The organism is Agrobacterium tumefaciens (assembly GCF_031801495.1).
Lineage (GTDB): Bacteria > Pseudomonadota > Alphaproteobacteria > Rhizobiales > Rhizobiaceae > Agrobacterium > Agrobacterium tumefaciens_K.
Map to the genome: position 1 here is coordinate 195,104 of NZ_JAOEGC010000001.1, position 25,484 is coordinate 220,587.

General features: G+C 57.8%; 21 protein-coding genes. 8 read left to right on the forward strand and 13 right to left on the reverse strand.

Translation table 11 applies throughout. The features are described from left to right. Positions 1-58: 58 nt before the first annotated feature. The 4 genes from prmC to N7578_RS01010 all read right to left on the reverse strand — a co-directional run bounded on the left by prmC (position 59) and on the right by N7578_RS01010 (position 5,754). A complete protein-coding gene (prmC, locus tag N7578_RS00995) occupies positions 59-928 on the reverse strand; it encodes a peptide chain release factor N(5)-glutamine methyltransferase (RefSeq protein WP_311108462.1) in 870 nt (289 codons plus the stop codon). Further along, the gene (prfA, locus tag N7578_RS01000; RefSeq protein WP_311108463.1) at positions 925-2,004 is read right to left on the reverse strand and encodes a peptide chain release factor 1; all 1,080 of its coding nucleotides are present in this window, start codon (positions 2,002-2,004) and stop codon (positions 925-927) included. Before prfA ends, prmC begins: the two co-directional genes overlap by 4 nt. A gap of 30 nt (positions 2,005-2,034) precedes the next feature. Next, positions 2,035-4,302, reverse strand: a complete 2,268-nt coding sequence (gene ptsP, locus N7578_RS01005; RefSeq protein ID WP_311108464.1) for a phosphoenolpyruvate--protein phosphotransferase — start codon at positions 4,300-4,302, stop codon at positions 2,035-2,037. Between the two features lie 174 nt (positions 4,303-4,476). Then, positions 4,477-5,754 carry an aspartate kinase gene (locus N7578_RS01010; RefSeq protein WP_311110016.1) on the reverse strand — a complete coding sequence of 426 codons (1,278 nt, stop codon included), beginning with the start codon at positions 5,752-5,754 and terminating at the stop codon, positions 4,477-4,479. Between the two features lie 380 nt (positions 5,755-6,134). Between N7578_RS01010 and N7578_RS01015 the strand changes: the two genes are divergently transcribed. Next, positions 6,135-7,973, forward strand: coding sequence for a DEAD/DEAH box helicase (locus tag N7578_RS01015; RefSeq protein ID WP_311108465.1), 1,839 nt, complete (start codon positions 6,135-6,137; stop codon positions 7,971-7,973). Positions 7,974-8,116: 143 nt separating this feature from the next. Here the strand turns inward: N7578_RS01015 and N7578_RS01020 are convergent, their stop codons facing one another. After that, positions 8,117-9,355, reverse strand: a complete 1,239-nt coding sequence (locus N7578_RS01020) for a saccharopine dehydrogenase family protein (RefSeq protein ID WP_311108466.1) — start codon at positions 9,353-9,355, stop codon at positions 8,117-8,119. A gap of 85 nt (positions 9,356-9,440) precedes the next feature. Then, positions 9,441-10,538, reverse strand: coding sequence for a carboxynorspermidine decarboxylase (gene nspC / locus N7578_RS01025; RefSeq protein WP_311108467.1), 1,098 nt, complete (start codon positions 10,536-10,538; stop codon positions 9,441-9,443). Positions 10,539-10,898: 360 nt separating this feature from the next. Between nspC and N7578_RS01030 the strand changes: the two genes are divergently transcribed. The 3 genes from N7578_RS01030 (at position 10,899) to galE (ending at position 12,846) form a co-directional block, all read left to right on the forward strand. Next, positions 10,899-11,240 carry a DUF883 domain-containing protein gene (locus N7578_RS01030; RefSeq protein ID WP_311108468.1) on the forward strand — a complete coding sequence of 114 codons (342 nt, stop codon included), beginning with the start codon at positions 10,899-10,901 and terminating at the stop codon, positions 11,238-11,240. Positions 11,241-11,249: 9 nt separating this feature from the next. Then, positions 11,250-11,681 carry a hypothetical protein gene (locus N7578_RS01035; protein ID WP_311108469.1) on the forward strand — a complete coding sequence of 144 codons (432 nt, stop codon included), beginning with the start codon at positions 11,250-11,252 and terminating at the stop codon, positions 11,679-11,681. A gap of 181 nt (positions 11,682-11,862) precedes the next feature. After that, positions 11,863-12,846 carry a UDP-glucose 4-epimerase GalE gene (gene galE, locus N7578_RS01040; protein WP_311108470.1) on the forward strand — a complete coding sequence of 328 codons (984 nt, stop codon included), beginning with the start codon at positions 11,863-11,865 and terminating at the stop codon, positions 12,844-12,846. Between the two features lie 91 nt (positions 12,847-12,937). On the opposite strand, the gene N7578_RS01045 is transcribed toward galE, so the two are convergent. After that, on the reverse strand, positions 12,938-13,516 hold the full coding sequence (locus N7578_RS01045; RefSeq protein WP_311108471.1) for a PRC-barrel domain-containing protein: 579 nt from the start codon (positions 13,514-13,516) through the stop codon (positions 12,938-12,940). A 238-nt stretch (positions 13,517-13,754) separates the two neighbouring features. Between N7578_RS01045 and N7578_RS01050 the strand changes: the two genes are divergently transcribed. Then, on the forward strand, positions 13,755-15,476 hold the full coding sequence (locus N7578_RS01050; RefSeq protein ID WP_311108472.1) for an HWE histidine kinase domain-containing protein: 1,722 nt from the start codon (positions 13,755-13,757) through the stop codon (positions 15,474-15,476). A 199-nt stretch (positions 15,477-15,675) separates the two neighbouring features. On the opposite strand, the gene N7578_RS01055 is transcribed toward N7578_RS01050, so the two are convergent. Together N7578_RS01055 and N7578_RS01060 are read right to left on the reverse strand one after the other, a co-directional pair. Then, positions 15,676-16,662: a sensor histidine kinase gene (locus N7578_RS01055; protein WP_311108473.1), complete on the reverse strand. Its 987-nt coding sequence runs from the start codon at positions 16,660-16,662 to the stop codon at positions 15,676-15,678. Positions 16,663-16,763: 101 nt separating this feature from the next. Next, the gene (locus N7578_RS01060; protein ID WP_311108474.1) at positions 16,764-17,558 is read right to left on the reverse strand and encodes a response regulator; all 795 of its coding nucleotides are present in this window, start codon (positions 17,556-17,558) and stop codon (positions 16,764-16,766) included. A 136-nt stretch (positions 17,559-17,694) separates the two neighbouring features. Between N7578_RS01060 and N7578_RS01065 the strand changes: the two genes are divergently transcribed. Then, positions 17,695-17,901, forward strand: coding sequence for a NepR family anti-sigma factor (locus N7578_RS01065; RefSeq protein ID WP_311108475.1), 207 nt, complete (start codon positions 17,695-17,697; stop codon positions 17,899-17,901). Beyond that, positions 17,901-18,467 (forward strand): sigma-70 family RNA polymerase sigma factor, encoded by a 567-nt coding sequence (locus N7578_RS01070; protein ID WP_311108476.1) that lies wholly within the window; start codon positions 17,901-17,903, stop codon positions 18,465-18,467. Before N7578_RS01065 ends, N7578_RS01070 begins: the two co-directional genes overlap by 1 nt. 31 nt (positions 18,468-18,498) lie before the next feature. Here the strand turns inward: N7578_RS01070 and N7578_RS01075 are convergent, their stop codons facing one another. Further along, positions 18,499-18,969 carry an Lrp/AsnC ligand binding domain-containing protein gene (locus tag N7578_RS01075; RefSeq protein WP_311108477.1) on the reverse strand — a complete coding sequence of 157 codons (471 nt, stop codon included), beginning with the start codon at positions 18,967-18,969 and terminating at the stop codon, positions 18,499-18,501. 173 nt (positions 18,970-19,142) lie between these two features. Here N7578_RS01075 and putA point away from each other — a divergent pair, with 173 nt between their 5' ends. Next, positions 19,143-22,829, forward strand: a complete 3,687-nt coding sequence (gene putA, locus N7578_RS01080; RefSeq protein ID WP_311108478.1) for a trifunctional transcriptional regulator/proline dehydrogenase/L-glutamate gamma-semialdehyde dehydrogenase — start codon at positions 19,143-19,145, stop codon at positions 22,827-22,829. Positions 22,830-22,868: 39 nt separating this feature from the next. Here putA and N7578_RS01085 read toward each other — a convergent pair whose 3' ends face one another. The 3 genes from N7578_RS01085 to N7578_RS01095 are packed head-to-tail and all read right to left on the reverse strand — an operon-like array spanning position 22,869 to position 25,444. Continuing rightward, positions 22,869-23,678, reverse strand: a complete 810-nt coding sequence (locus N7578_RS01085) for an ABC transporter ATP-binding protein (RefSeq protein WP_311108479.1) — start codon at positions 23,676-23,678, stop codon at positions 22,869-22,871. 11 nt (positions 23,679-23,689) lie between these two features. Continuing rightward, entirely contained in the window at positions 23,690-24,469 is a 780-nt protein-coding gene (locus tag N7578_RS01090; RefSeq protein WP_311108480.1) for an ABC transporter permease subunit, read from the reverse strand. Between the two features lie 21 nt (positions 24,470-24,490). Further along, positions 24,491-25,444 carry an aliphatic sulfonate ABC transporter substrate-binding protein gene (locus tag N7578_RS01095; protein ID WP_311108481.1) on the reverse strand — a complete coding sequence of 318 codons (954 nt, stop codon included), beginning with the start codon at positions 25,442-25,444 and terminating at the stop codon, positions 24,491-24,493. Between the last annotated feature and the right edge of the window lie 40 nt (positions 25,445-25,484).

Genomic DNA, 25,484 nt, shown 5'->3' on the forward strand with positions numbered 1-25,484 from the left:
CTTTTCTTTTGCTGTGCAAAATATCCTTGCAAAAAATCCGCAGACATATCGCGAACAACTATCTCCGGAAGGTCAAAACTCTGTCGTTACCGCCATAATCCTTCACAGCCTCGAGAAGAACGAAACCGTGCGACGCAAATATAGCGGAGACATCAAGCCTTTGATCGAAGCCGATCTCTACTCCGACGATACCGTTTTCCACAAGAAAACGTGCTGCATCGGCGGCAATATGGCGGTACGGTGCAAGGCCGTCCTGACCTCCGTCCAGCGCTGCCAAAGGATCGTGATAACGAACCTCCCGATCAAGCGTCGCGACGACATCACTTCTTATATAAGGCGGATTCGACACAATTATGTCGAAGCTGCCGGAAATATTTTCGAACCAGTCGCTCCGCACCGTCTCAAAGCGCTCGCCAACACCGAGCCGCTCGGCATTTTTCGCAGCTGTCTCAAGAGCATCGGTTGATATGTCACTGCCAATACCGGTCGTACCGGCGCTTTCCTTCAGCAGCGCGAGGCAGATAGCTCCCGTGCCGATGCCTAGATCCAGAACACGCGCGCTGCCGTTCGACCTAACTATCTGCCGCAGATGGGGCAGCAGTGTATCTACGAGAATTTCCGTGTCGGGACGCGGCTCGAGCGTTTCCTTCGACAACAGGAAATCCAGCCCGTAAAACTCGCGGTGGCCGAGAATGCGATGAACGGGCTCACCCGCTGCACGGCGCTCCAGCATGGCCGCAATCCGTGCGACCTCCTCCTGCGTGAGGTCGCGATCCGACTTCGTGACAAAATCCGTGAGGGAGAACCCGATGACTTCGCCAATCAGCGTGCGGGCATCGAGAAGCGGATCGCCAACACCCGCCGACGCAAGTTTCTGCCGCGCCGTGATAACTTCACGCTCGACCGTGTGCCGGGACGCGCGGGTCAATGCTGTTCGCCGAGTTGGGCAAGCTGGCCCGCCTGATAATCAGCGATCAGGGCATCCACCACCTCGTCGATCTCACCCTCCATCATGCGGTCGAGCTTGTAGAGCGTGAGGTTGATGCGGTGATCGGTAACGCGGCCCTGCGGAAAGTTGTAGGTGCGGATACGCTCCGAGCGGTCGCCGGAACCGACCTGGCTCTTGCGGTCGGCGGAACGCTCGCTGTCAACCTTCTGGCGTTCGATGTCGTAAAGGCGCGAACGCAGAACCTGCATCGCCTTGGCACGGTTCTGGTGCTGGGATTTTTCCGAACTGGTCACGATAAGACCCGTCGGAATATGGGTGATGCGAACGGCAGAATCGGTCGTGTTGACGTGCTGGCCGCCAGCACCGGAAGCTCGCATCGTATCGATGCGAATGTCTTCAGGACGGATTTCGATATCGATGTCTTCAGCCTCGGGAAGGACCGCAACCGTCGCCGCCGAGGTATGGATGCGACCGCTCGCTTCTGTCTCGGGTACGCGCTGTACGCGATGCACGCCGGATTCGAATTTCAGCTTGGAGAACACACCGCGACCGCTGATGGTCGCGATGATTTCCTTGTAGCCGCCCGCTTCACCTTCGCTCGCGGAAAGCACCTCGACCTTCCATCCCTTCGATGCGGCAAAGCGCTCGTACATCCGGAAAAGATCGCCTGCAAACAGTGCCGCCTCGGAACCACCGGTTCCGGCGCGGATTTCCAGGATCGCACTCTTTTCATCAGCCGCGTCCTTTGGAAGCAGAAGGACCTGCATATCCTTCTCAAGCTCGCCGATGCGCGCCTCAACGTCTGGCAGCTCCATTTCGGCCAGATCGCGCATTTCCTTGTCAGTCGTCTTGTCGGCAAGCAACGCTTCGAGATCGGCAGCCTCGGAGATTGCTTTCTCGTAGTCGCGGATCTTCTTCACCACTGGCTCAAGTTCGGAATATTCCGAAGCCAGCTTCACATAGACATCTGCCGCCGGGCCAGCCGACATGCGCGCTTCGATTTCACCGAAACGCCTTTCAAGTTCACGCATTTTTTCGACGGGAAGCTTCGCCACCAGTCACTCCGATTATCGTTTGTATTTTTGTCAAATAGGGATGGAATGGGTCGCCGCAAAGCGCAACAGCAACTCGCGCGCGCTTTCCAGCGATTTGTGATCGTCCAGCGCAGCGTTCAGCTCTTCGGCAAGCAGCCTCGCGTCAAGTCCAAGCAGCATCGCCTTGACTGGACCGATCGCCGTTGGCGACATGGAGACCGAACGGAAGCCAAGCCCGATCAGCGCCATCGCCGAAAGCGGCTTCCCTGCCATTTCGCCACAAAGCGTAACGGAAGTGTTATGGCGCTCGCCTGCCCTTACGATATCGCGCAGGATGCGCAGGAACGGCTTGCCTAGAATGTCGAACCGGTCGGAAACCCTGGCATTACCGCGATCAACCGCCATAGAGAACTGGAACAGGTCGTTGGAACCGACGGAGACGAAATCGACCTCCTGCATCAGCTCATCGAGCTGCCACATCAGCGAAGGCACTTCCAGCATGGCGCCGAATTGCAACTTTTTAGGCAAAGCATGGCTGAATTTCGAGAGGTGCTGGACCTCTTTCTGGAACAGATCACGGGCCGCGCGGATTTCCGACACTTCGGTAATCATCGGCAGCATCATGCGCAGTTCGGCACCCGCCGCGGCACGCAGCAAAGCTCGCATCTGGGTACGCATCAGGCCCGGCCGGTCGAGAGACAGGCGGATCGCCCGCCAGCCAAGCGCCGGGTTTTCCTCTTCCTGACCGCGCATATAGGACACGACCTTGTCGCCGCCGATATCCAGCGTGCGGAAGGTTACCGTCTTGCCCTTGGCCTGCCGGAGAACGGAGCGATAGAAAGCCTCCTGCTCCTCGCCCTTCGGCATGTTTGAGGCAATCATGAACTGCAATTCGGTGCGGAACAGACCGATGCCGTCTGCACCGGACTCCTCAAGCTGCGGCAGGTCGACCAGCAGGCCCGCATTCATCTTGAGATTGACCTTCTGACCGTCCTTGGTAACAGGCTCGACATTGCGGAGCGCACGGAACTGCTCCTGCCGACGGGCGCGCAGGCGAACCTTTTCCTCGTAAGCACGCTGCAGATCCATCACGGGACGCAGATGCACCTGACCGTCATCGCCGTCGATGATGATCGGGTCATTGTTTTCGGCAAGCGCGACCACGCCGGCAGCCTGGCCGATGATCGGAATACCCATCGCACGCGCCACGATAACGACATGGCTTGTAACCGCACCGTCTTCGAGCACCAGCCCACGCAACTTTTCACGCGGATAATCAAGCAGTTCGGCAGCACCCATTGCACGCGCCAGAACGATGGCGTCCAGCGGAAAGTCCTGCTCGGAACTACGGCCGCCAAAGCCAATGAGCTGGCGCAGCAGGCGATTGGCGAGATCGTCGAAATCGTGCATGCGTTCGCGAAGATAAGGATCCGTCAGGCGCATCATGCGCGCCTTTGTATCACTCTGCACCTTCTCGACTGCGGCTTCCGCCGTCAGACCGTTGCGGATCGCCTCTTCCATGCGCCGCACCCAGCCCTGATCGTGGGCGAACATGCGATAGGTTTCGAGAACCTCGCGATGCTCGCCTTCGGTAGGCACATCGCGGCGCTGCAGCATGTCGTCAATCGAAATACGCAGTGAACCAATAGCGTCGGCCAGACGCTGGATTTCGGTATCTGCATCCTCGTTCAGGAGATTGGTGACGACGATCCTCGGATCGTGCAGCACGACATGACCAAGGCCGATGCCTTCGCCATAAGCATCACCATCGATCGAGACGGCGCGCGTCAGGTCAAGCTCCACGCCGGGGCGGGTGATCTTCTTCAATTCTCCGCTCGCCACTATTTCCGCAATAAGCATCGCGGTTGTCTCAAGCGCTTCAACTTCATCCTCCCGGTACGTTCGGCTGACCTTGTTCTGGACCACAAGAACGCCAAGAGTGCGGCCGGAGCGCAAAATCGGCACGCCCAGGAAGGAATGATAAATTTCTTCGCCCGTTTCAGGCAGATAACGGAATGCGGGGTGGGCCTGCGCATCGGAAAGATTGAGCGGTTGAGCGGAGGCGGCGATGGTGCCGACTAGGCCCTGCCCCATTTTCAACTGGGCCAGATGCACGGCATCCTTGTTAAGACCTTCGGTCGCGTAAAGCTCGAGAACACCGTCGGAGCGGAGTACGTAAACCGAGCAAACCTCCGCCACCATGTTGCTGGCTATCTGACGGACGATCTGGTCCAGACGCTCCTGCGGCTCAAGGTGCTCCGCCATCATTTCGCGCAGCCGCTTGAGCAGGACACGTGGACCTGCAGACAGGTCTCTCATCGCGCTTGCTCCCCGACTGTTCCGACCCGGCTTTCACACAAGCCGGGAATCGAAACGTCATTTAAAATTTATAGCGTGAGAACCGCGTCCCGCAAGGGACGCGTTTTCATGAAACGCCACATCGGAAGAACGCGGCCCCGGAGAATCGGAGCATCGGAAACCGACGTCGCAACCTCAGCTTTTATCGAGGCCGTAGGCAGAATGCAAAGTGCGAACAGCGAGTTCGGCATAAGCGCCGTCGATCAGGATCGAAATCTTGATTTCAGACGTGGTGATCGCCTTGATGTTGATGTTCTTTTCGGCAAGCGCCTTGAACGCACTGGCAGCAACGCCGGCGTGGCTGCGCATGCCAATGCCGATGACCGACACCTTTGCAAGGCCAGTCTCGTTCTGGGCAACGTCAAAGCCGATCGTCGCCTTGTTGTCTTCCAGAACCTTGAGCGCCTTGGGAACATCACCCGACGGAACCGTAAAGGTCATGTCGGTGCGCGAACCGTCTTCCGAGATGTTCTGGACGATCATGTCGACGTTGATATGCGCTTCGGCCAACGGTCCGAAAATCGCAGCGGAAACGCCCGGGCGATCTGCTACGCGGCGCAGCGAAATCTGTGCTTCATCCTTGGCATAGGCAATGCCGGTTACGACTTCCTGTTCCACGATTTCATCCTCGTCACAAATCAAAGTACCGGGCGGGTTGATGAGGTCGCCCATGCCCGGCGCATCGGGATCCTCGAAACTGGAGCGAACGAAGGTACGGACCTTGTGCACCATGGCAAGCTCGACCGAACGAACCTGCAGCACCTTCGCACCGAGAGAGGCCATTTCGAGCATTTCCTCGAAAGCCACCTTCTTCAGGCGGCGAGCCTTCGGAACGATGCGGGGATCGGTCGTATAGACGCCATCCACGTCGGTATAGATATCGCAACGATCCGCCTTGACGGCAGCGGCGATGGCAACGGCGGACGTATCCGAACCACCGCGGCCGAGCGTCGCGATCCGGTTATCCGGGCCAAGCCCCTGGAAACCAGCAACGACCGCAACCTGGCCTTCACCCATGCGGCGGACGATGTCGGAACCGTCGATGTCGAGAATGCGGGCTGCGCCATGGGCGTTGTCCGTGCGGATCGGGATTTGCCAACCCTGCCAGGAACGGGCGTTGATGCCCAGCGACTGCAACGCAACGGCCAGGAGACCTGACGTAACCTGCTCGCCGGATGCTACGATGGCATCATATTCACGCGCATCGTAAAAAGATGCGGCGCTGGCACCAGCGACCTTGGGCGTATTCTCGACCCAGTCCACCAGCTCATTGGTTTTGCCGGACATGGCGGAAACGACAACGGCCACTTCATGGCCAGCATCCACTTCGCGTTTCACATGCCGCGCGACGTTGTGAATACGTTCGAGGTTTGCGACGGACGTGCCGCCGAATTTCATGACAATGCGAGCCATAGCCTTGACCAGTACCATCCCGTTTTCCCGCCGACCTTTTTTTCAGGACGGACGGACAAGAACAAACCCAATCAGCTCTTCATGACAAGGAGCCTCAAGTTGGGGGTCTATTATCGAAAAGGAGGGGGGCACGCAATGCCGTTTATGACCCATGCGGTACGCCTTTTTCAACCTCAAACCGCGCCCGGAAAGCCGGATGCGGCAAGTGACCGCGCCGCCACGGCGCAAGAGCGTACCGCACTGCACTGTACAAATGCGCCTATTCGCAGTATGAGCGCGGCAATCAAACCGGCCACGTGGCCGAAATGGCCGGTATCGGCTGCTTTATGGCCTATGGGTTTCGAGCGGATGCAGGCAGTATAACATCCGAAAGACGGTAGATGACAGACACCCAGGGTATCGCCCCGGCGATTGCACAGGCGTTGGAGAAACGCGGTTATAAAGATTTGACTCCGGTTCAGAAGGCGATGCTTGCGCCTGAGCTGGAAGGGCACGACGCGCTGGTCTCCGCCCAGACGGGCTCTGGCAAAACGGTTGCCTTTGGCATTGCCATCGCCCCGACGCTGTTGCAGCAGAACGGCCGTTTCGGCCCAGCCGGCGCACCGCTCGGCATCGCTATTGCCCCGACCCGCGAACTTGCCATGCAGGTAAAGCGCGAACTGGAATGGTTGTACGAGTTTACCGGTGTTTCCATCGCCTCCTGCGTTGGCGGCATGGACATCCGCACCGAGCGTCGGGCGCTGGAACGTGGCGCGCACATCATCGTCGGTACGCCGGGACGTCTTTGCGACCACATCAAGCGCGGCGCCCTCGACTTGTCGTCCATCCGCGCCGTCGTCCTGGACGAAGCCGATGAGATGCTGGACCTCGGTTTCCGCGAAGATCTGGAATTCATTCTGGAAGAATCGCCAGCAGACCGCCGCACGCTGATGTTCTCGGCCACGGTATCGCGCAGCATCGCCAAGCTGGCTGAAAGCTATCAGAAAGACGCCGTACGCATTGCGACTGCCTCCGAGCAGAAACAGCACAACGACATTGAATATCGCGCCCTGCTGGTGACGCCGGCAGATCGCGAGAATGCCATCATCAACGCGCTGCGCTTCTATGAGGCACGCAACGCCATCGTGTTCTGTTCCACGCGCGCCAACGTGAACCATCTGACGGCACGGTTGAACAACCGTGGTTTCTCCGTCGTGGCGCTGTCCGGCGAACTGAGCCAGAACGAACGCACTCACGCGCTGCAGGCCATGCGCGATGGCCGCGCGCGGGTTTGCGTGGCGACAGACGTCGCCGCTCGTGGTATCGACCTGCCGGGACTCGAACTGGTCATCCACGCCGACCTGCCGACCAACTCCGAGACTCTGCTGCACCGTTCCGGTCGCACCGGACGCGCGGGGCAGAAGGGCGTCAGCGCCATCGTCGTGCCGATCAGCCAACGCCGCAAGGCAGAGCGCCTTCTGGAAGGCGCGAAGGTCAGCCCGGCCTGGGTTCGCCCGCCATCCGTTGAAGAGATTGTCGAACGTGATGGCACACGCCTGCTTGCTGATCCATCCTTGAACGAGGCAGTAGCGGACGACGAACGCGATTTCGTGACAAGGCTTCTGGAGCAGCACGGCGCTGAAAAGGTCGCCGCTGCTTTCGTGCGCCTTTATTACGCTGGTCGCTCCGCACCGGAAGACATCACCGAAGTGTCGCTGGACAACAGCCGCAAGCCGCGCCGCGACAGCTTCGAACCTGTCGAAAACAATGCGCCGCGCCGTGAGCGCTCCGATTTCGCCGACAGCGCCTGGTTCTCGCTTTCGGTCGGCCGCAAGCAGAACGCCGAGCCGCGTTGGCTGATCCCGATGCTTTGCCGCTTCGGCAAGATCACCCGCCAAGACATTGGCGCGATCCGCATGCAGCAGACGGAAACCTTTGTGGAACTGGCCGCCGACGCCGTCGACCGCTTCACATCTGCCATAGGCAAGGACATGTCGCTTGAAAAGGGCATTCGTCTGAAGGCGCTGGAAGGCAAGCCGGAAATGACCGGCGGACACCGCGAAGACACCCGCCCGGCCAAGGCGCAGCGCAAATTCGACAACGCTGGTGGCAACCGTGACGACCGCAAGGGCGACGACAAGCCTTGGAAAAAGAAGAAAGCTTTCGGCGACAAGCCGAAGTTCGAAGGCAAAAAGGACAAGCCCTTCGAAAAACGCGCACCGAAGCAAAAGAAAAGCTGATAAAAAAAGCCCCGCTTTCGCGGGGCTTTTTCTTTTCGATTGGACAGCTCCAAGAGGCGTTTCCACTCGCGAGAAGCTTCATACCTTGTTTCATGCATTTCCGGGCGGAACACAGATTTCCGCCCTTCCCGAAAAAGCTCTGATCAGAACGTCAGTTCGCGATCGCCGTTCTCATCCCTGATGCGGTTCGGAAGACCGATCTTGTTCAGAATGTTGAGGAACGGCTGAGGCGGCAGTTCTTCGACATTCGCCATCTGCTTCACATCCCATTCGCCGGTGGCGATCAGCATTGCAGCGGCAACCGGCGGAACGCCTGCCGTATAGGAAATGCCTTGGGAGCCGACTTCCTCATAGGCTTCCTTGTGGTCAGCCACGTTGTAGATGAAGACTTCGCGTTCCTTGCCATCCTTGATACCCTTAACGATATCGCCGATGCAGGTTTTGCCGACGTAGTCGGGCGCGAGCGACGATGGATCAGGCAGCACTGCCTTGACCACCTTGAGCGGAACGACTTCCAAACCCTCTGCCGTCTTGACCGGCTTTTCCGAAAGCAGGCCGAGGTTCTTCAGAACGGTGAAGACGTTGATGTAGTGATCGCCAAAGCCCATCCAGAAGCGCACGTCAGCGCCGTCCATGTTCTTTGAAAGCGAATGCACTTCGTCGTGGCCGGTCATGTAGGCTTTCTGCTTGCCGACAACCGGCAGATCAAATTCCTGCCCAACTTCGAACATCTGGTTCGTCTGCCACTGGCCGTTCTGCCAGGAGTAGACGACGCCGGTGAACTCACGGAAGTTGATTTCCGGATCGAAGTTCGTCGAGAACCAGCGGCCATGGCTACCGGCATTGATGTCGACGATATCGACCGACGTCACCTTGTCGAAGTATTCATCCTTGGCAAGGCGCGCATAGGCATTAACGACGCCCGGATCGAAGCCAACGCCGAGGATGGCGGTAATGCCCTTTTCCTTGCACTCTGCGGCACGCTTCCACTCGTAGTTTCCATACCACGGCGGCGTTTCGCAGATCTTGGTCGGATCTTCGTGGATCGCCGTATCCATATAGGCAACACCCGTATCCATGCAGGCACGAAGAACGGACATGTTGACGAAAGCCGAACCGACATTGATGACGATCTGAACGCCGGCCTTCTGTATCAAGGCTTTCGTCGCCTCGATATCCATCGCGTCAAGCGCATGAGCCTCAAGTTTTACATCAGTCTTGAGGCTCTTCTTTTCGCGTACGGACTCGACAATCTTGCGGCACTTTTCAAGTGTGCGTGACGCAATATGAATGTCTCCCAATACATCGCTGTTCTGGGCGCACTTATGCGCCACAACCTGTGCCACGCCACCGGCGCCGATGATGAGAACGTTCTTCTTCATTTCAGGTGATGCCCCCTTTATCCCCGCAGGGATGAGCTTGGTTGAATTCAGATTTTACAAGAGCCTCTCCCGGGAGAGGCCGTCGTTACGATAGGCTTTGCTCGTAATCGGCAAAGTCAAACTCACGAACGGCGCGCAATGTGCCGTCCAGTTCCTTGATGGCGATCGCCGGCATCTTCACGCCATTGAACCAGTTCTTCTTGACCATGGTGTAACCGGCCGCATCCTGGAAAGAGATTCGGTCGCCGACCTTCAGAGCCTTGTCAAATTTGAACTCGCCAAAAATATCGCCCGCGAGGCAGGATTTGCCGCACACCATGAAGGCATGCTCGCCATTATTCGGCGAAACCTTGGCGCTTTCACGATAGATCAGAAGGTCTAGCATATGCGCTTCGATGGAGCTGTCGACGATGGCGAGGTTTTTGCCATTGAACAGCGTATCGAGCACCGTGACCTCAAGCGTGGTGCTCTTGGTGATGGAAGCTTCTCCGGGCTCCAGATAGACCTGAACACCGTACTTATCGGAGAAGGCTTTAAGGCGGTCGCAGAACTCATCGAGCGGGTAGTTCTCGCCGGTGAAGTGAATCCCGCCGCCAAGGCTGACCCACTCCGCACGCGACAGGAGCGAACCGAATTTCTCCTCGATCTGCGTAAGCATACGATCGAAAAGCGAAAAATCGCTGTTCTCGCAGTTGTTGTGAATCATGAAACCGGAAATGCGGTCCATGACCTTCTCGACCTTCGCCACATCCCATTCGCCGAGACGGCTGAACGGGCGCGCGGGATCAGCCAGGTCGAAGGTGGACGAGCTGACCTGCGGGTTGAGACGCAAACCACGGGTAATGCCGGATGCCTTGTCCGCAAAACGCTCCAGCTGACCGATGGAGTTGAAGATGATCTTGTCCGCATTGGCGATCACTTCATCGATTTCGTAGTCGGCGTAAGCGACAGAGTAGGCGTGCGTTTCGCCCGCAAACTTTTCCTTGCCCAGACGGACCTCGTAAAGCGACGAGGAGGTCGTTCCGTCCATGTACTGCGACATGAAGTCAAACACCGACCATGTGGCAAAGCATTTCAGCGCCAGAAGCGCCTTGGCGCCGGATTTCTCCCGCACATAGGCAATCTTCTCCATGTTGTGGAGGAGTTTTGTCTTGTCGATCAGGTAATAAGGCGTCTGAAGCATCTCGGTATCACAGATTGATTGGTGTCAAGGCACGTTTCGATTGATGGGCCTTATATGATGCTTGTTACAGGAAAACAAATGTCTGGCCTTTAAATCCTCGAAAAACCCCGACTCGCCGTCAATGCACGGAGAAACTGGACGGCGACATGGAACAAAGGACCCACCAGCGCGTTAAATTTCGTGAACGGGTGGAGTATTTCCCACTCTGAACGGGGTCTGGCAGCAAACGTTTTACCCGAGGAAACATGACGACCGCTCTGCTAAATGCATTCATGATAACCGAACGCCTCTGCGAAGGCGTCTCATGTATCCCCGCCTCTGATCACTCCCAACACGCAACAACTGTAAAGGAATTCTTCCATGGCAAGCGCTCGCGACGTGAATGACAAGATCCAGCAGTCCCTCGAAAATGGCGATGCGGCCGATGTGGCAGCTCAGCTCGCTCAGCTTCGCGAAGATCTCGCCAATCTTGCCAAGAGCGTTAAGGCACTTGGTGTGGGCGCCTCCAATGAATTGAAGGCGCAGGCTGCCCGCGTGGCAGACGATGCCCTGACCGCATCGGGTGAGGCGGTGGAGAGCGTACGCAGTGAAATCTCCACGCTGAACGACAATCTGACCGAACAGGTTCAGAAAAATCCGCTTCAGTCCCTTGGCCTGGCGGTAGCGGCTGGCTTCGTGCTTGCTCTCCTTACCCGTCGATAAGGCGTCCTCATGTTAGAAGCATTACTGGTGTATCTGGGAGACACCCAGCGCGAAGGGCGGATGGTGACACGCCGCCTTCGTGCGAACATTGTTCTCTGGACCCTAATAGCCGTGTTTTTCCTGATCGCGCTCATTGCCGGAGTGGTCGCTGGTTCAATCTATCTTTCGGATTATCTCGGCGCAGGACCAGCGGCACTGGTGGTTGCCGGAACGGCATTCCTGCTGGGCGTGATCATGCTTGTGATACTCGCGATCATCAGACGTCCTCGGGCCTACGCCCCTAGGGCAGCCGCTCCGCTCGCCACACCCATTGCGGCTGCGCCACTGGCCCTGCAGTCCGCACTGACGCTGGCGATGCAGGCCCGGCCCTACGCCACGCTTGCGTTGGCGGTTGCAGCAGGTTTCCTTGCGACCCGAGCCAACACCAAGAAAACCAAGTGAGCGGATAAAAAACTGCTCAAGGCCTCCCAAAAAATGACTGCGCATTCCGCTAATGGATGCGCAGTTTTTTTTATGTTACGCGCAACGGATAGGTTGACGACTGGCATCATGCCTCGCTCCGCCCTTATTTGAACAAACAAAATAAGAGTCTTGGCGCGTCTGTTTTTCTGAAAGGTCATTGATGAAGAAGAAAGTTCTTGTCGTCGGCGGTGCAGGTTATATCGGCTCGCACACATGCCTACTTCTGTCGGAACGCGGTTATGAACCCGTCGTGTTTGACAACCTGTCCAACGGCCATGAGGAGTTCGTCCGCTGGGGGCCTTTTGAGCAGGGAGATATCCGCGACCGCGCGAGGTTGGACGAGGTCTTCGCCAAACATCGGCCGGAAGCGGTTCTGCACTTCGCGGCTCTGATCGAAGTCGGCGAATCGGTTAAACAGCCGGTCGCGTTCTACGACAACAACGTCATCGGATCGCTCAACCTTCTTTCAGCGGCGATCGACGCTGGTGTGAACGCTTTCGTGTTTTCCTCCACCTGCGCCACCTACGGCCTGCCCGAACAGGTGCCGATCGATGAAGCCCATCGCCAGGCGCCGATCAACCCTTACGGCCGCACGAAATGGGTCGTGGAACAGGCATTGAAAGACTACAGCACGTACAAGGGATTGCGTTCGGTGATGCTGCGCTATTTCAACGCCGCGGGTGCCGATTTTGAAGGCCGCATCGGTGAATGGCATACGCCCGAAACCCATGCGATCCCACTCGCCATAGAGGCAGCACTCGGGCGGAGACAGGGCTTCAAGGTATTCGGATCCGATTACGATACGCGAGATGGCACCTGTGTTCGCGACTACATCCATATTCTCGATCTAGCCGATGCGCATGTGCGGGCGGTCGACTATCTCCTCAACGGAGGCGAAACCGTCGAGCTCAATCTCGGCACCGGCACGGGCACGACGGTAAAGGAACTGCTTGCCGCCATCTCCGAGGTGTCAGGTCGACCTTTCCCGGTCGAATATGCGGATCGGCGCGATGGCGATTCGACCACGCTGGTAGCCAACAATGATAAAGCGAAGGAGATCCTCGGGTGGGAGCCCCGCTACTCCCTGACAGACATCATCAAGTCTGCCTGGGCATGGCATTCGTCCCGCAACGCTCCGATCTGACAAATACCAAAAATGCAAAGACACCGGCCTCCTCAGACCGGTGTCTTCCGGGGCGGCAGTTCGCCGCCCCGCTCCTGCTCCCCCTCAAGGGTTAGGGCTTTGTCGCGGAAGTGGTGGTGTTATCCGGCGCGGGTGCTGGAGCAGCCGCGTTCTGGTCAGAAGCCTTCTGTTCCAGCGTCTTGAATTCCGGAGCAGCCTTCAGAGTTTCCGCCGTTTCCGTTGTCGTCAGGCGGATGGTGCCGTCTTCAGCATTCCGGGTCATGGTAACCTTGTCCATGGGAACGGCGACGTCCTTGGCGCCGATACCAAGAAAACCACCTACGCCAACAACAGCCGCAACCAGGCCGCCGTTTTCTTCCATAACAAGATTCGTAACGTTACCGATGCTTTCATCAGCCGCGGTATAGACAGCCTTGCCGATATAGTCGTTGGCGCTGATCTGGTTTTCGGCCTGCTCGGTCAGATAGGCACCACCTGTAGTCGTTGCGGCCGCACTCGTCTCAGCGGTTGGCGCCGCCGGTGCCATCGGCGTGGCCGATGGTGCAGCAGGCGCCTGCGTGGTCGGGTTCGCAGGAGCCGGTTCCGTCGCGGTCTGGGCAATCGCAAGCGGAGCAAAAGCAGTTGCACCCATAAGCGCAGCGGCTGTAATCGTCGTAAATTTCCTGGTCATCTGGTCCTCCTTTCGACGTTTCCTCGCCGGCCTATGGCATTCTATCTGCCTGTTCATTCTGGCCGGCTCTGCATTGCAAACGAGCTAGTTGTTGAAACGGTTCCGATTTTTTCCATATAAAAACCACCTGCAGCTGAACGCCGACCAAGGGCCGCCGTGCAAATCAAGCATTGCTAACAGGTCCCGGAGCGTTATTATCGCAACCGTAACAATGAGATTGCCTGCCGGAGTTTTTCATATGCCTCAACCCGGCACGAAGCTACGAAACATGATTTCCAGTGTTCGGCGTCGAAGTGCGAATTTCTTCCCCACCGCGTCCATCGGAACCTATCTGGTGGTCATGGCAACCGTCATCACGCTGCCACTGATCCTCTTCGTCGGTTACCTGATGCTGCGGCTGGAGACGGAGAAACGCGACGATCTGCGCCGGGAAACAGTGGAAGACGTTCGGTTCATCAGCCGCAACATAGACCGCAGGCTTCAGGAAATCGCGACGTCCCTCAACCTGCTCTCGCAGTTTCCCGAACTCGAAAGTGGAAATCTCGCCGCCTTTCAGACGCGGATTGCAGACAGCCTCAGCCGCGAAGGTCTTTACGCAATTCTGGCGACAAAGGATGGTCAGCAGCGCCTCAACACACGCGTTGCCTATGGCCAGCCGCTGACAAGAGTGGCAGAAGGCGCCGATCTGGAAAACGCCCTCGAATCACGGCGCATTTCCGTCTCTAACCTGTTTTTCGGCCAGACGAGCAAGGAGTGGGTATTCAACGTCACCCTGCCGCTTGACCAGAAGCTGTCATCAGCGGGCGATGCCCTGATCCTCACGCAGAACGCGAGCGATCTTGGCAGGCTTATCGCCACCGAGAACCTGCCCAAGAACTGGGCAGTCGCGATCATCGACGGCATGAACCGCATCGTCGTTTCCAGCAACCAGGACATGCAATCCGGCCAGCCATTTGCTGTGCCCGATATCGTCTCCGAAATGCGGGCTTTCAGCGGAAACTTCTTCGATGACAAAGGAAATCTCTACGCCTATGCTCAATTGCCCGGCTGGCAATGGAAGGCCGTGATGTGGGGGCCGCTTGCCGCGAGCCAGGCCGCGTTGGTCGACACGTGGCGGCAGATGATGATTGGCAGTCTGTTACTCGTCCTGATCGCCATCGGAGGGGCTTACATGGTCGGGCGTCAGTTGCGCAGCTCCATTCGTGACCTGACGCGTATGGCGGAACGGATCGGTGAAGGGGAAATCGTTGCCCCGATCGACACGCGGATCAAGGAAGCCAACCAGGTGGCGGTCGCGCTCTCCAATGCCTCTTTCGATCGCAGTCAGGCAGAGGACCGCCTTCAACTTCTGCTGCATGAACTGGTACACCGCTCCAAGAACATTCTGACACTTGTTCAGGCCATGATGCGTCAGCTCGGGCGCGAGAACACCACTATTCCAGAATTCCAGAAAGAGGTAGATCACCGTCTGCGCGGTCTCGGCATGTCCATCCGGGCTTTGGCGGAAGTGCAATGGCAGGGCTTGCCCATCCGCAAACTGATCGAGACCCATCTGGATGTCTTCGGCAGCGTTTCCGAACGTTTCATCCTTGAGGGAGCCGATTTCATGCTGTCACCCGAAGCCGCGCAGAATTTCGGCCTAGTGCTGCATGAACTGACGACGAATTCCATCAAGTACGGTGCGCTTTCCACGTCGCGCGGCGAAATCAGGCTAAGCTGGAAAAAACTGGAAAAAGACGGTCAGGACCTGCTTGCCCTGCGCTGGGTTGAAGTTGGAGGTCCACCGGCGACGCAGCCGACGCGCAAGGGTTTTGGTACCACCGTCATCAAACGCCATGCGGAAGGCTCCTTCGGCGGTCAGGTTGTCACGGAGTATCTGGCAACGGGTTTCGTCTGGTCGCTGGAAGCGCCTCTGCGCTATTTTATCCAGAAACCATCCGAGCAGCTGGGGCAGCAATAAAAAATTTGACAATTGCGGAACCAAAGGTCGGTACGGGCGTTTCTTTACCAGCCAAGCAATTCCCCCGTCCCCGCCTGAAGCTTGGCTGATATAGGCAGGTTTCGCCCCTGAAGACCTGCGATGAAAGTGGCACGGCTCTTATACGAGCCGTGCTTCTTTCGTTTAAGCCCTACGCAAGCAAAGGATAGCTGTTAGGCTATCAGGAGCTCTCGGTCCCATCCATGGCTGGAAACTTCAGACTATAGAAAACCTGTTGCGGCGAAAGCTCGTACCGCGCCGTTCCAGCCAACGCTGCGGGCACAACTTTCTCCAGCACCACACTGCCGAAGTTGCTGCGTCGGGCGTCAACCGGCTCCTTGGAGGCCATGACGGGCTCGTTCCACTCCACCACGTAAAAATCCCCCTCCCGGCGACATAGCAAAGATATCGGCAGATGATAAGCGAGGTTGCCGCTGTGGCTTACGGTGTTCACCACCAGTTCATGAAACGCCAATCCGATATAAAGAGCACCATTCGGATTCAGCAGCAGATCCTCTCCCTCCATGCGTATGAGGTTTGGATATTCCGGCACATAGAGATCGAATTGCTGGCGAAGAAGCTCAAATATGCGAGCACCTCGCCAGTCGGAATCCGTAATAAGATCCTGGCTCTGGGCAAGAGCATGCAATCGCCCGCGAAACTTCCGCAGAAAATCATCCTTGGTCAGGCTGAAACGCGCCGTCTGCGCGGCCAGGCTCTGGATGATGGCAAGAAGGTTCTTGGAACGATGGCTGACCTCGCGAAGCAGTGAACGCAGCAACTGTTCACGCCGCCTTTCCAGCGTCACTTCCCGGATCGTGGTTTTCAGCACCGTCTGATTTGCCTGATTGACGGTCGAATAAACGTGAAACTGAAATACACGGTTCGCGCCTGCGATCACCTCCAGCATGCCGCGACTTCCTGCGACCACCATATCTTTTTTGAGGTCGGCCAGACGCGCAGACAGGTCGCTGCCGAAAAGGCTCTCGTCCGTTGGCGCAGAGTTCGCAGGCAGACGCCAGACATCGGGCAGGTTCGCAACGAATATGTAATCCTTGTTGCGGTCCTGCAGCATGACCGTCTCACCGGAATCGAGCAGTGCAAGGACGAGCGAATCGTGTAGCTCGCCCTCATCCCTGTCCGTGTTGTGCCATGCCAGCCGATGCAAATTCGTCTCCTAGCAGAAAGCCGCGTTCAGTTCAGAAAACCGTAACTGCGAACGCCCGGTAACCCATGAGGTTCCCGGCGTTCGATGCAGTTAGATGGTTTTTATGCCGCTACGCGAGAGCTTTCATCAAAGAAAAGCGCCTGGCTGATCAGCGCCTTCACCATATCCGGGTTGAATGGTTTCGTGACGAGGAAGGTTGGCTCCGGACGCTCGCCGGTGAGAAGCCGCTCCGGGAAAGCCGTGATAAAGATCACGGGCATGGAGGTCATCTGAAGAATGTCCTTCATGGCATCCAGACCGGAACTGCCATCGGCGAGCTGGATATCGGCGAGGATCATCTTCGGCTGTGTTCTATGGAACAGTTCCAATGCTTCCGTATGGGTACGGGCGATACCGGTGACGCGATGACCCAGATCCGTCACCATCTGTTCGATATCCATCGCGATGAGCGGTTCGTCCTCGATGATCATGATGTCTGTTGCAACCTGCCGCGCAATTTCCGACGCGGCCTCGTCAATCAGTTTGCCGATCTTCTCTTCCGATACTCTCAGCACCTCGGCAGCCTCCGAGGGCGTGAATTCCTCAACCGTCGTCAGAAGAAATGCCTGTCGCGGCACCGCCGGGACAGCGGACAGGTTTGCGGATGCACGCTTTTCCCATCCAGAAAGATTTTCGTCGGTCTTTATGTTGATCGTTACGGAACTAAAGATGGAAACAAACAATTGATAAAGCGCGACACGATCACTGCTCGTCTGCGGAAAGATGTCGATATCGGCGATCAACGCTTCTAGTGTTGCTGCGACATAGGCATCGCCTGTGGACTGTGAACCGCAAACGGCACGGGCGAACCTGCGAAGATAAGGCAGGTGCGGTGCGATGCGTGTAGAAACTGACATGGAATTCTCCCCTTTCATGCGGTCTGCACGGCAAACCGAAGTACGAACGCATGCATCACAAAAATAGTTCCAGCGTCGGGAACTATTTTTTCTCCGACGCATTCTATGCTGCGACACAAAAGGAATACCGGACGTTATGAGCATATTTCAATCCGACCAAGATGCGCGGGACGATTCCGCCGCCCCCCAGGTTCCGCATTCCGGGCGAGCCGTGATTTCCCGCAAGCTGCGGGAGCTTTACGATGCCGTTCAGGATGAGGGAATACCTGACAAATTCCTCGATCTTCTCGAAAAACTCGATGAAGCCGAAAGCAGGGCCAGAAACGGGGCTTCGGAGGAATGATGGCGAAAGAGCCCGAGCAGACTGAATACAACTTCAAACGGGAAATGCTGGCGGCACTGCCAAACCTGCGCGCTTTTGCAATATCCCTCATCAGATCCCGCGACCGTGCCGACGATCTCGTCCAGGACACGATCATGAAGGCGTGGGCGAAACAGGACAGTTATCAGCCCGGCACCAATATGCGAGCCTGGCTTGTCACTATCCTTCGCAACGAGTTCTACAGCCAGATTCGCAAATCCGGCCGGGAGGTGCAGGATACGGATGGCGCTTACACCGCTCAATTGTCCGTTCCGCCGGAGCAGCACGGCTCCGTCGACCTTCAGGATTTCAGGTCGGCGCTGGCGAAACTCCCCGACGATCAGCGAGAGGCGATCCTCCTGATCGGCGCATCGGGTTTCGCTTACGAAGAAGCGGCAGAAATCTGCGGATGCCCCGTCGGCACCATCAAGAGCCGCGTAAGCCGTGCTCGTATTCGACTGCAGGAACTGCTTGGCATCGAAAACGAAAACGAGTTCGGTCCGGACGCACAGACAACAGCGGCGACGGCAGCGGCGAGCATCCGCTAAGTGTCGCCCGGCGTGGGCATAAAGGAAGCCGTCAGATACCGGCTTCCTTTACCGACTGCATGACGACGAATGTCGAGGTATTTGCGACAGACGGCAGGCTGGAAATCTTTTCGCCCAGCACCCGCCTGTACTTGCGGATATCGCTTGTCCGGACCTTCAGCAGATAGTCGAAAGCGCCTGCGATCATGTGGCACTCTTCGACTTCCTTTATCTTGCGCACCGCTGCGTTGAATTCCTCCAGCGCCTTTTCCCGCGTGTCCGACAGCTTTACCTCGGTAAAAGCGATATGATCGACCCCCAGCTTCTGCTGATTCAGTACGGCGCGAAAGCCAAGAATGTAGCCATCATCCACCAGCCTTTTGAGGCGTGTCTGACAGGGTGTCTTTGAAAGACCGACTTTCCTGGCGAGTTGCAAAACGGACATACGTCCGTCTTCGCTGAGCGCTTCAATGATCTTGAGATCGAAATGATCCAGATCGGCTTCTTTTTTTGAAATTGCCATTCTTATTGACGCCTTTCAGGCCAAATAAAAGTTCGTATTTCCTATTTTACAGAAGAAATAAGGACATATCAATTTATCGGGCGATGATATTGTCACGGCAGAAAAATCACGGCCAGCTGGCGAGGAGCGGGCGCCGTCGATTTTAGCGAAACACCTTCTTCAGGATCATTCGAATGGCCGATGGCGTCAACACGACAGGTTTGAATACACCGCAGCATGCGGTTGGCATTTTTGAACAATTTGCGCCGCCCGTGCGCGAACAGAACGCGTTGCGCCAGGCGATCACCGCCGCCTATCGCCGCTCGGAACCGGAATGCCTCGTTCCGCTGCTGCAGGCGGCGACCGTCTCGTCCGAACAGGCAAGCGCCATTCGCGCCACGGCCCGCAGGCTGATCGAATCCCTGCGCACAAAGACCAAGGGTACGGGTGTCGAAGGTCTGGTGCAGGAATATTCCCTTTCCAGCCATGAGGGCGTGGCGCTGATGTGCCTCGCAGAAGCCCTTTTGCGTATTCCCGACACGGCGACGCGCGACGCGCTGATCCGCGACAAGATCGCCCGCGGCGACTGGAAATCCCATATCGGTGGCGGTCGTTCCCTGTTTGTGAATGCTGCGACCTGGGGTCTGGTCATTACCGGCAAGCTCACGTCCACCGTCAACGATAGCGGTCTTTCCTCCGCCCTCACAAAACTCATCGCACGCGCCGGTGAGCCGGTGATCCGCCGCGGCGTGGATATGGCCATGCGCATGATGGGGGAGCAGTTCGTCACCGGCGAAACGATCGCCGAGGCGATCAAGCGTTCGAAGCCGCTGGAAGAACAGGGCTTTCAATATTCCTATGACATGCTTGGCGAAGCCGCCACCACGGCGAAGGACGCGGAACGCTATTACCGCGATTACGAAAACGCCATTCATGCCATCGGCAAGGCCTCTGCCGGTCGAGGTATTTACGGTGGCCCGGGCATTTCCATCAAGCTGTCCGCCCTGCATCCGCGCTACTCGCGCTCGCAAGCAGCGCGGGTCATGGAAGAGCTTCTGCCGCGTGTGAAGTCGCTGATGCTGCTCTGCAAACAGTACGATATCGGTCTCAACATCGACGCAGAAGAAGCGGATCGCCTTGAACTGTCGCTCGATCTGCTCGAATCCCTCGCTCTCGATGCGGATCTGTCAGGCTGGAACGGCCTCGGCTTTGTCGTGCAGGCTTATGGCCGCCGCTGCCCCTTCGTGCTCGACTATATCATCGACCTGGCGCGGCGTGCCAACCGCCGCATCATGGTTCGCCTCGTGAAGGGCGCATACTGGGATGCGGAAATCAAACGTGCGCAGCTTGACGGGCTTGAGGATTTCCCGGTCTTTACCCGCAAGGTCCACACCGACGTCTCCTACATCGCATGCGCCCGCAAGCTGCTTGCAGCCCGTGACGTGATCTTCCCGCAATTCGCAACCCACAACGCCCAGTCCATGGCGACGATCTATCATCTCGCCGGCCCGGATTTCAAACTTGGCGATTACGAATTCCAGTGCCTGCACGGCATGGGTGAGCCGCTTTACAGCGAAGTCGTCGGCAAGAAGAATCTTGACCGACCATGCCGCTTCTATGCGCCTGTCGGCACGCACGAGACGCTGCTTGCCTATCTGGTCCGCCGCCTGCTGGAAAACGGTGCAAACTCCTCCTTCGTCAACCGCATTGCCGACCCCGCCGTGCCAGTCGACGCTCTGCTGGAAGATCCGGTTGCCGTGGTGAAAGCCATGCCGCAACCCGGCGCGCAGCATGACCGCATCGCCTCTCCCACCGGCCTGTTCGGGTCGGATCGAGCCAATTCCGCCGGTCTGGATCTGTCAAGCGAAACCACATTGACGACGCTGAACTCGATACTGAAGGAAAGCGCTGCCACGGAATGGAGAGCCTCCGCACCGGAGGCAACCGGTCAGACACGCCCGGTCCTCAACCCCGGCGACCACAAGGATATCGTGGGCTACGTGACGGAACCGACGGAAGCAGATGCCGAAAAGGCGATGCAGACGGCGGCGGCCTCCAGCTGGGCATCCACCCCGGTTGAGGAGCGCGCCGCGTGCCTTGATCGCGCCGCGGACCGGATGCAGGCGGATATGCCGATTCTCCTCGGCCTCATCATCCGTGAAGCTGGGAAATCCATGCCTAACGCTATCGCCGAAGTGCGCGAGGCAATCGACTTCCTACGTTATTACGCTGGAGAAGCTCGCAAGAACATTGGCGTACAGCAGCAGGCTCTTGGCCCGGTCGTCTGCATCAGCCCATGGAACTTCCCGCTGGCGATCTTCATCGGCCAGGTTGCCGCAGCGCTGGTTGCCGGCAACCCTGTTCTGGCAAAACCTGCCGAGGAAACACCTCTGATCGCAGCGCAGGGTGTGCGTCTGCTGCATGACGCGGGTGTTCCGCCGGATGCGGTGCAGCTTTTGCCGGGTGATGGCAAGACGGGTGCGGCTCTCGTCGGTTCGCCGCTCACCGCTGGCGTGATGTTCACCGGCTCGACCGAAGTTGCGCGACTGATCCAGCGCCAGCTTGCCGGGCGAGTTCTTGCCAACGGTCAGCCGGTACCGCTCATTGCCGAAACCGGCGGGCAGAACGCAATGATCGTAGACTCCTCGGCTCTTGCCGAACAGGTCGTTGCCGATGTGATCGCCTCGGCCTTCGACAGCGCCGGCCAGCGCTGCTCGGCGCTTCGCATCCTGTGCCTGCAGGACGACGTGGCGGACCGCACGCTGACAATGCTCAAGGGCGCCCTGCATGAATTGACAATCGGCCGCACCGATCGCCTGTGTGTCGATGTCGGCCCGGTCATCACCGCAGAAGCCAAAGGCATCATCGAAAACCACATCGAACAGATGCGCACCCTCGGCAATCGCATCGAACAGATCGATCTTGCAGGCGAAACCGGCAAGGGCACGTTCGTTCCTCCAACGATCATCGAGATGAAATCGCTTGCCGACCTGAAGCGCGAAGTCTTTGGACCGGTGCTGCATGTCATCCGCTTCAAGCGCAACGATCTCAACGGCCTGATCGACCAGATCAACGCCACGGGCTACGGCCTGACATTCGGCCTGCACACCCGTCTGGACGATACGATCAAGCACGTACTGTCACGCATCGAGGCAGGCAATCTGTATGTAAACCGCAACATCATCGGCGCAGTGGTTGGCGTACAGCCCTTCGGTGGACGTGGCCTTTCCGGCACCGGCCCCAAGGCCGGCGGTCCGCTCTATCTCGGCCGCATGACGCAGAAAGCACCCAAAATCGACCGAATTGCCAGCCAGCAGGATGAAGCAGCGACCGATCTTGCCCGCTGGTTGACGGAGAACGGCGACACCGTTGCTGCCGAGGCGGCACACGAAGCAGCCGCGCTCTCCGGTCTTGGCTTCGAAACCGAACTGGCCGGTCCTGTGGGCGAGCGTAATGTCTACGCGCTGCATCCACGCGGCAAGGTTCTCCTGATCCCGCAGACAGAGCAGGGACTTTATCGCCAGCTTGCCGCCGCGCTCGCGACTGGAAACAAGGTTGTGATCGACAATACTTCCGGGCTGGAAAAGACGACCTACGGATTGCCGGCAACCGTCACCTCCCGCATCACCTGGGTCGATAACTGGGAAAAATCCGGGCCCTTCGCGGGAGCGCTGGTGGAAGGTGACGCTCAGCGCGTTATTGAGATCAACAGGAAGATCGCCGCCCTCCCCGGCCCACTCGTTCTGGTGCAGGCAGCGACGACGGAAATGCTTTCAGGCGCAAGCCAGCCCTACACTCTCGACTGGCTGGTGGAGGAAGTGTCCGTCAGCGTCAACACCACCGCCGCAGGCGGCAACGCCAGCCTCATGAGCATTGGCTGACAATAAAAAGGCAGGGCTTCGGCCCTGCCTTTTCAAATGTCAGGCGCCATTTTCGCCGCGACCGAAAAGCTGGTCGAGAACCTGCTCCTCAAGTCGTGCGAACTCCGCCGTGCCATGGCGACGTGGACGCGGCAGCTTGACATCGAGATCGAGTGCAATACGGCCCTCATCGATGACGACGATGCGATCAGCAAGCGCCACCGCCTCGGAAACATCATGCGTCACGAGGACTGCGGTAAATTTCTGCTTGCGCCAGATGCGCTCCAGCAAAAGCTGCATCTCGATACGGGTCAACGCATCGAGGGCGCCGAGCGGCTCATCCAGCGCGAGAATCTGCGGATGGGCAACCAGCGCCCGTGCCAGCGCGACCCTCTGCTTCTGCCCGCCGGAGAGCACGTATGGCCACTCCCCTGCCCGGTCTTTCAACCCAACTTCCTCGAGGATCGCGAGCGCCTGTTCCCTTGCCTGTTCACCTTTGGCGATGCCAGTCAGGCCAACGGAGACGTTGTCCGCGATCCGCTCCCATGGCAACAGCCGGGGCTCCTGAAACATGATGCGGGTCCGATGTTGCGGATCCTTCGAAACGGTTCCCGACGTCGGCGCCTCAAGATCGGCAAGAATACGCAGCAGGGTACTTTTCCCACAGCCACTCTTGCCGATGATCGCTAGAAACTCACCTTCGCGAACATCGAGATCAATGCCGCGCAACACCGGCTTGTCGCCAAATGTTTTGACGACATTCCGGAAGCTGAAGGCGATCCTACCCTTCTCCTTGCCACCCGTCTTCGGCTCGGCTTTTGCCTCCACCGTTTCCGCCCGTCTCAGCGGCGTAACATTCCCCGTCGACATGGATATACCTCTCAGGCTTTCTTGAAGGCCGGATGCCATTGCAGGAAAATGCTTTCGAGGAAGCGCGCGAAACTATCCGCGAGCTTGCCGAGAAGCGCATAGATGAGGATCGACAGCACAACGACATCGATCAGCAGGAACTCTCGAGCCTGCATCGCCATGTAGCCAAGTCCCGAGGACGAAGAAATCGTTTCCGCCACGATGAGCGTGAGCCACATGATGCCCAGCGCGTAACGCAAGCCGGTGAAGATGGCCGGCAGAGCACCAGGAAGGATAACGCGGCGAAACAGGGTGAAAGGCGACATTCCGTAAGTACGTCCCATTTCCACCAGTTGCGGATCAACACCCTGAATACCAAGCAGTGTGTTGATGTAGATCGGGAAAAACACACCGAGAGCAACGAGGAAGAGCTTAGCCTCCTCATCGATACCGAACCACAAGATGACCAGCGGAATAAGCGCCAAATGCGGAATGTTGCGGATCATCTGCAACGTCGTGTCGGTAAAGCTACGGGAAAACCTCGACAGACCGTTGGCAAGCCCGAAGACGAAACCAATGGAGCCGCCGATTGCAAAGCCTGCCAGCGCACGCGCGGAACTCACGCCGATGTTGTTCAGGAGTTCGCCGGAAAGCAGCAAACGCCAGAAGGCTTCCGCCACGGCCGAAGGCGCAGGCAGTACGTTCGCGGAAATTAGCCCCGCCCGCGCTGCAACCTCCCACCCGACTATAATCAGCGCGGGTAAAAGCCAGCCAATGATGCTGCCGTTCACCGTCTGGATTTTCTTGCTCATGAAACTTCCCCAGCGCCGCGTTCAGTTCGTTGCGCCGGACCAGACGGCATCTTTGATGCTGATCTGCTTGGGAAGCAGGCCCAGACGATAGAACCGGTCGGCTGTTTCCTGCTGTCCGGCGATAATCTTGTCGTTGATCTTCGTAATTCCGAATTCCGAGCGGTTCGCTGCCAGCGTTTGCGCCTCCAGCGGCACACCCGTCACCTCATGCAACGCAGCAGCGACCTTGTCGCGGTTGGCAGCAGACCATTTTGCCGCCTCGCCGAGCGCATCCAGCGTGATGTTGATGGTGTCGGCATTGGACTTGGCGTAGTCACGGTTGGCGAGGAAATAAGTGTTCACATCCAGAACATCGGATGTACGGGCAAGCGTCACCGGCTTGTAGCGCGTTTCAGCAATCGCATAAAATGGATCCCATACGGCCCATGCGTCGATCTTGTCGCTGGCGAAAGCGGCTGCGGCATCGGCGGGGCTAAGATACACGACCTCGATATCTGAAAATTTCAGGCCGTTCTTTTCCACCGCGGCAACAAGAAGATTGTGCGCGCTGGTGCCTTTGCCGACGCCGACCTTCTTGCCCTTGAGATCGGCCACCGATTTGATGCCGCTTGTTTCCTTGGTGAAAATCGCCTCGCCTTTTCCGTTCGAGGGAAGTGCTGCCACATAAACAATTGCGGAACCGGCTGCTTGACCGAAGATCGGCGGCGCGTCGCCCGTCCAGCCGACATTGATGGAACCGACATTCAGAGCTTCCACCAAGGGTGGGCCTGCCGTGAATTCGACCCAGGAAACCTTGACGCCCTTCGCTTCAAGCGCCTTTTCAATAATGCCTTGCTGGCGGGCAATAACCGGCAACCCGGTCTTCTGGTAGCCGATTTTCAGCTCCTCGGCAGCAGCCGCCTTAAATGGCAGAAGGGAAGAAAGAACGGCAGCGAAAACGCTTCCGGAAAAGATACGGCGGGTGATGCGCTGCATTGCTGTCTCCTTTTCACTGACACGCTGCCAGTTTGCGATG

Excerpts from the sequence above, each read along its gene's own strand:
- ptsP (WP_311108464.1), bottom strand. The coding sequence starts at position 4,302 with ATGAGAGACCTGTCTGCAGGTCCACGTGTCCTGCTCAAGCGGCTGCGC.
- N7578_RS01050 (WP_311108472.1), top strand. The coding sequence starts at position 13,755 with ATGCCTCAACCCGGCACGAAGCTACGAAACATGATTTCCAGTGTTCGG.
- N7578_RS01045 (WP_311108471.1), bottom strand. The coding sequence starts at position 13,516 with ATGACCAGGAAATTTACGACGATTACAGCCGCTGCGCTTATGGGTGCA.
- N7578_RS01065 (WP_311108475.1), top strand. The coding sequence starts at position 17,695 with ATGAGCATATTTCAATCCGACCAAGATGCGCGGGACGATTCCGCCGCC.
- N7578_RS01030 (WP_311108468.1), top strand. The coding sequence starts at position 10,899 with ATGGCAAGCGCTCGCGACGTGAATGACAAGATCCAGCAGTCCCTCGAA.
- N7578_RS01015 (WP_311108465.1), top strand. The coding sequence starts at position 6,135 with ATGACAGACACCCAGGGTATCGCCCCGGCGATTGCACAGGCGTTGGAG.
- N7578_RS01075 (WP_311108477.1), bottom strand. The coding sequence starts at position 18,969 with ATGGCAATTTCAAAAAAAGAAGCCGATCTGGATCATTTCGATCTCAAG.
- N7578_RS01070 (WP_311108476.1), top strand. The coding sequence starts at position 17,901 with ATGGCGAAAGAGCCCGAGCAGACTGAATACAACTTCAAACGGGAAATG.
- galE (WP_311108470.1), top strand. The coding sequence starts at position 11,863 with ATGAAGAAGAAAGTTCTTGTCGTCGGCGGTGCAGGTTATATCGGCTCG.
- N7578_RS01085 (WP_311108479.1), bottom strand. The coding sequence starts at position 23,678 with ATGTCGACGGGGAATGTTACGCCGCTGAGACGGGCGGAAACGGTGGAG.
- N7578_RS01060 (WP_311108474.1), bottom strand. The coding sequence starts at position 17,558 with ATGTCAGTTTCTACACGCATCGCACCGCACCTGCCTTATCTTCGCAGG.
- N7578_RS01010 (WP_311110016.1), bottom strand. The coding sequence starts at position 5,754 with ATGGCTCGCATTGTCATGAAATTCGGCGGCACGTCCGTCGCAAACCTC.
- nspC (WP_311108467.1), bottom strand. The coding sequence starts at position 10,538 with ATGCTTCAGACGCCTTATTACCTGATCGACAAGACAAAACTCCTCCAC.
- putA (WP_311108478.1), top strand. The coding sequence starts at position 19,143 with ATGGCCGATGGCGTCAACACGACAGGTTTGAATACACCGCAGCATGCG.
- N7578_RS01035 (WP_311108469.1), top strand. The coding sequence starts at position 11,250 with ATGTTAGAAGCATTACTGGTGTATCTGGGAGACACCCAGCGCGAAGGG.
- N7578_RS01090 (WP_311108480.1), bottom strand. The coding sequence starts at position 24,469 with ATGAGCAAGAAAATCCAGACGGTGAACGGCAGCATCATTGGCTGGCTT.
- N7578_RS01020 (WP_311108466.1), bottom strand. The coding sequence starts at position 9,355 with ATGAAGAAGAACGTTCTCATCATCGGCGCCGGTGGCGTGGCACAGGTT.
- N7578_RS01095 (WP_311108481.1), bottom strand. The coding sequence starts at position 25,444 with ATGCAGCGCATCACCCGCCGTATCTTTTCCGGAAGCGTTTTCGCTGCC.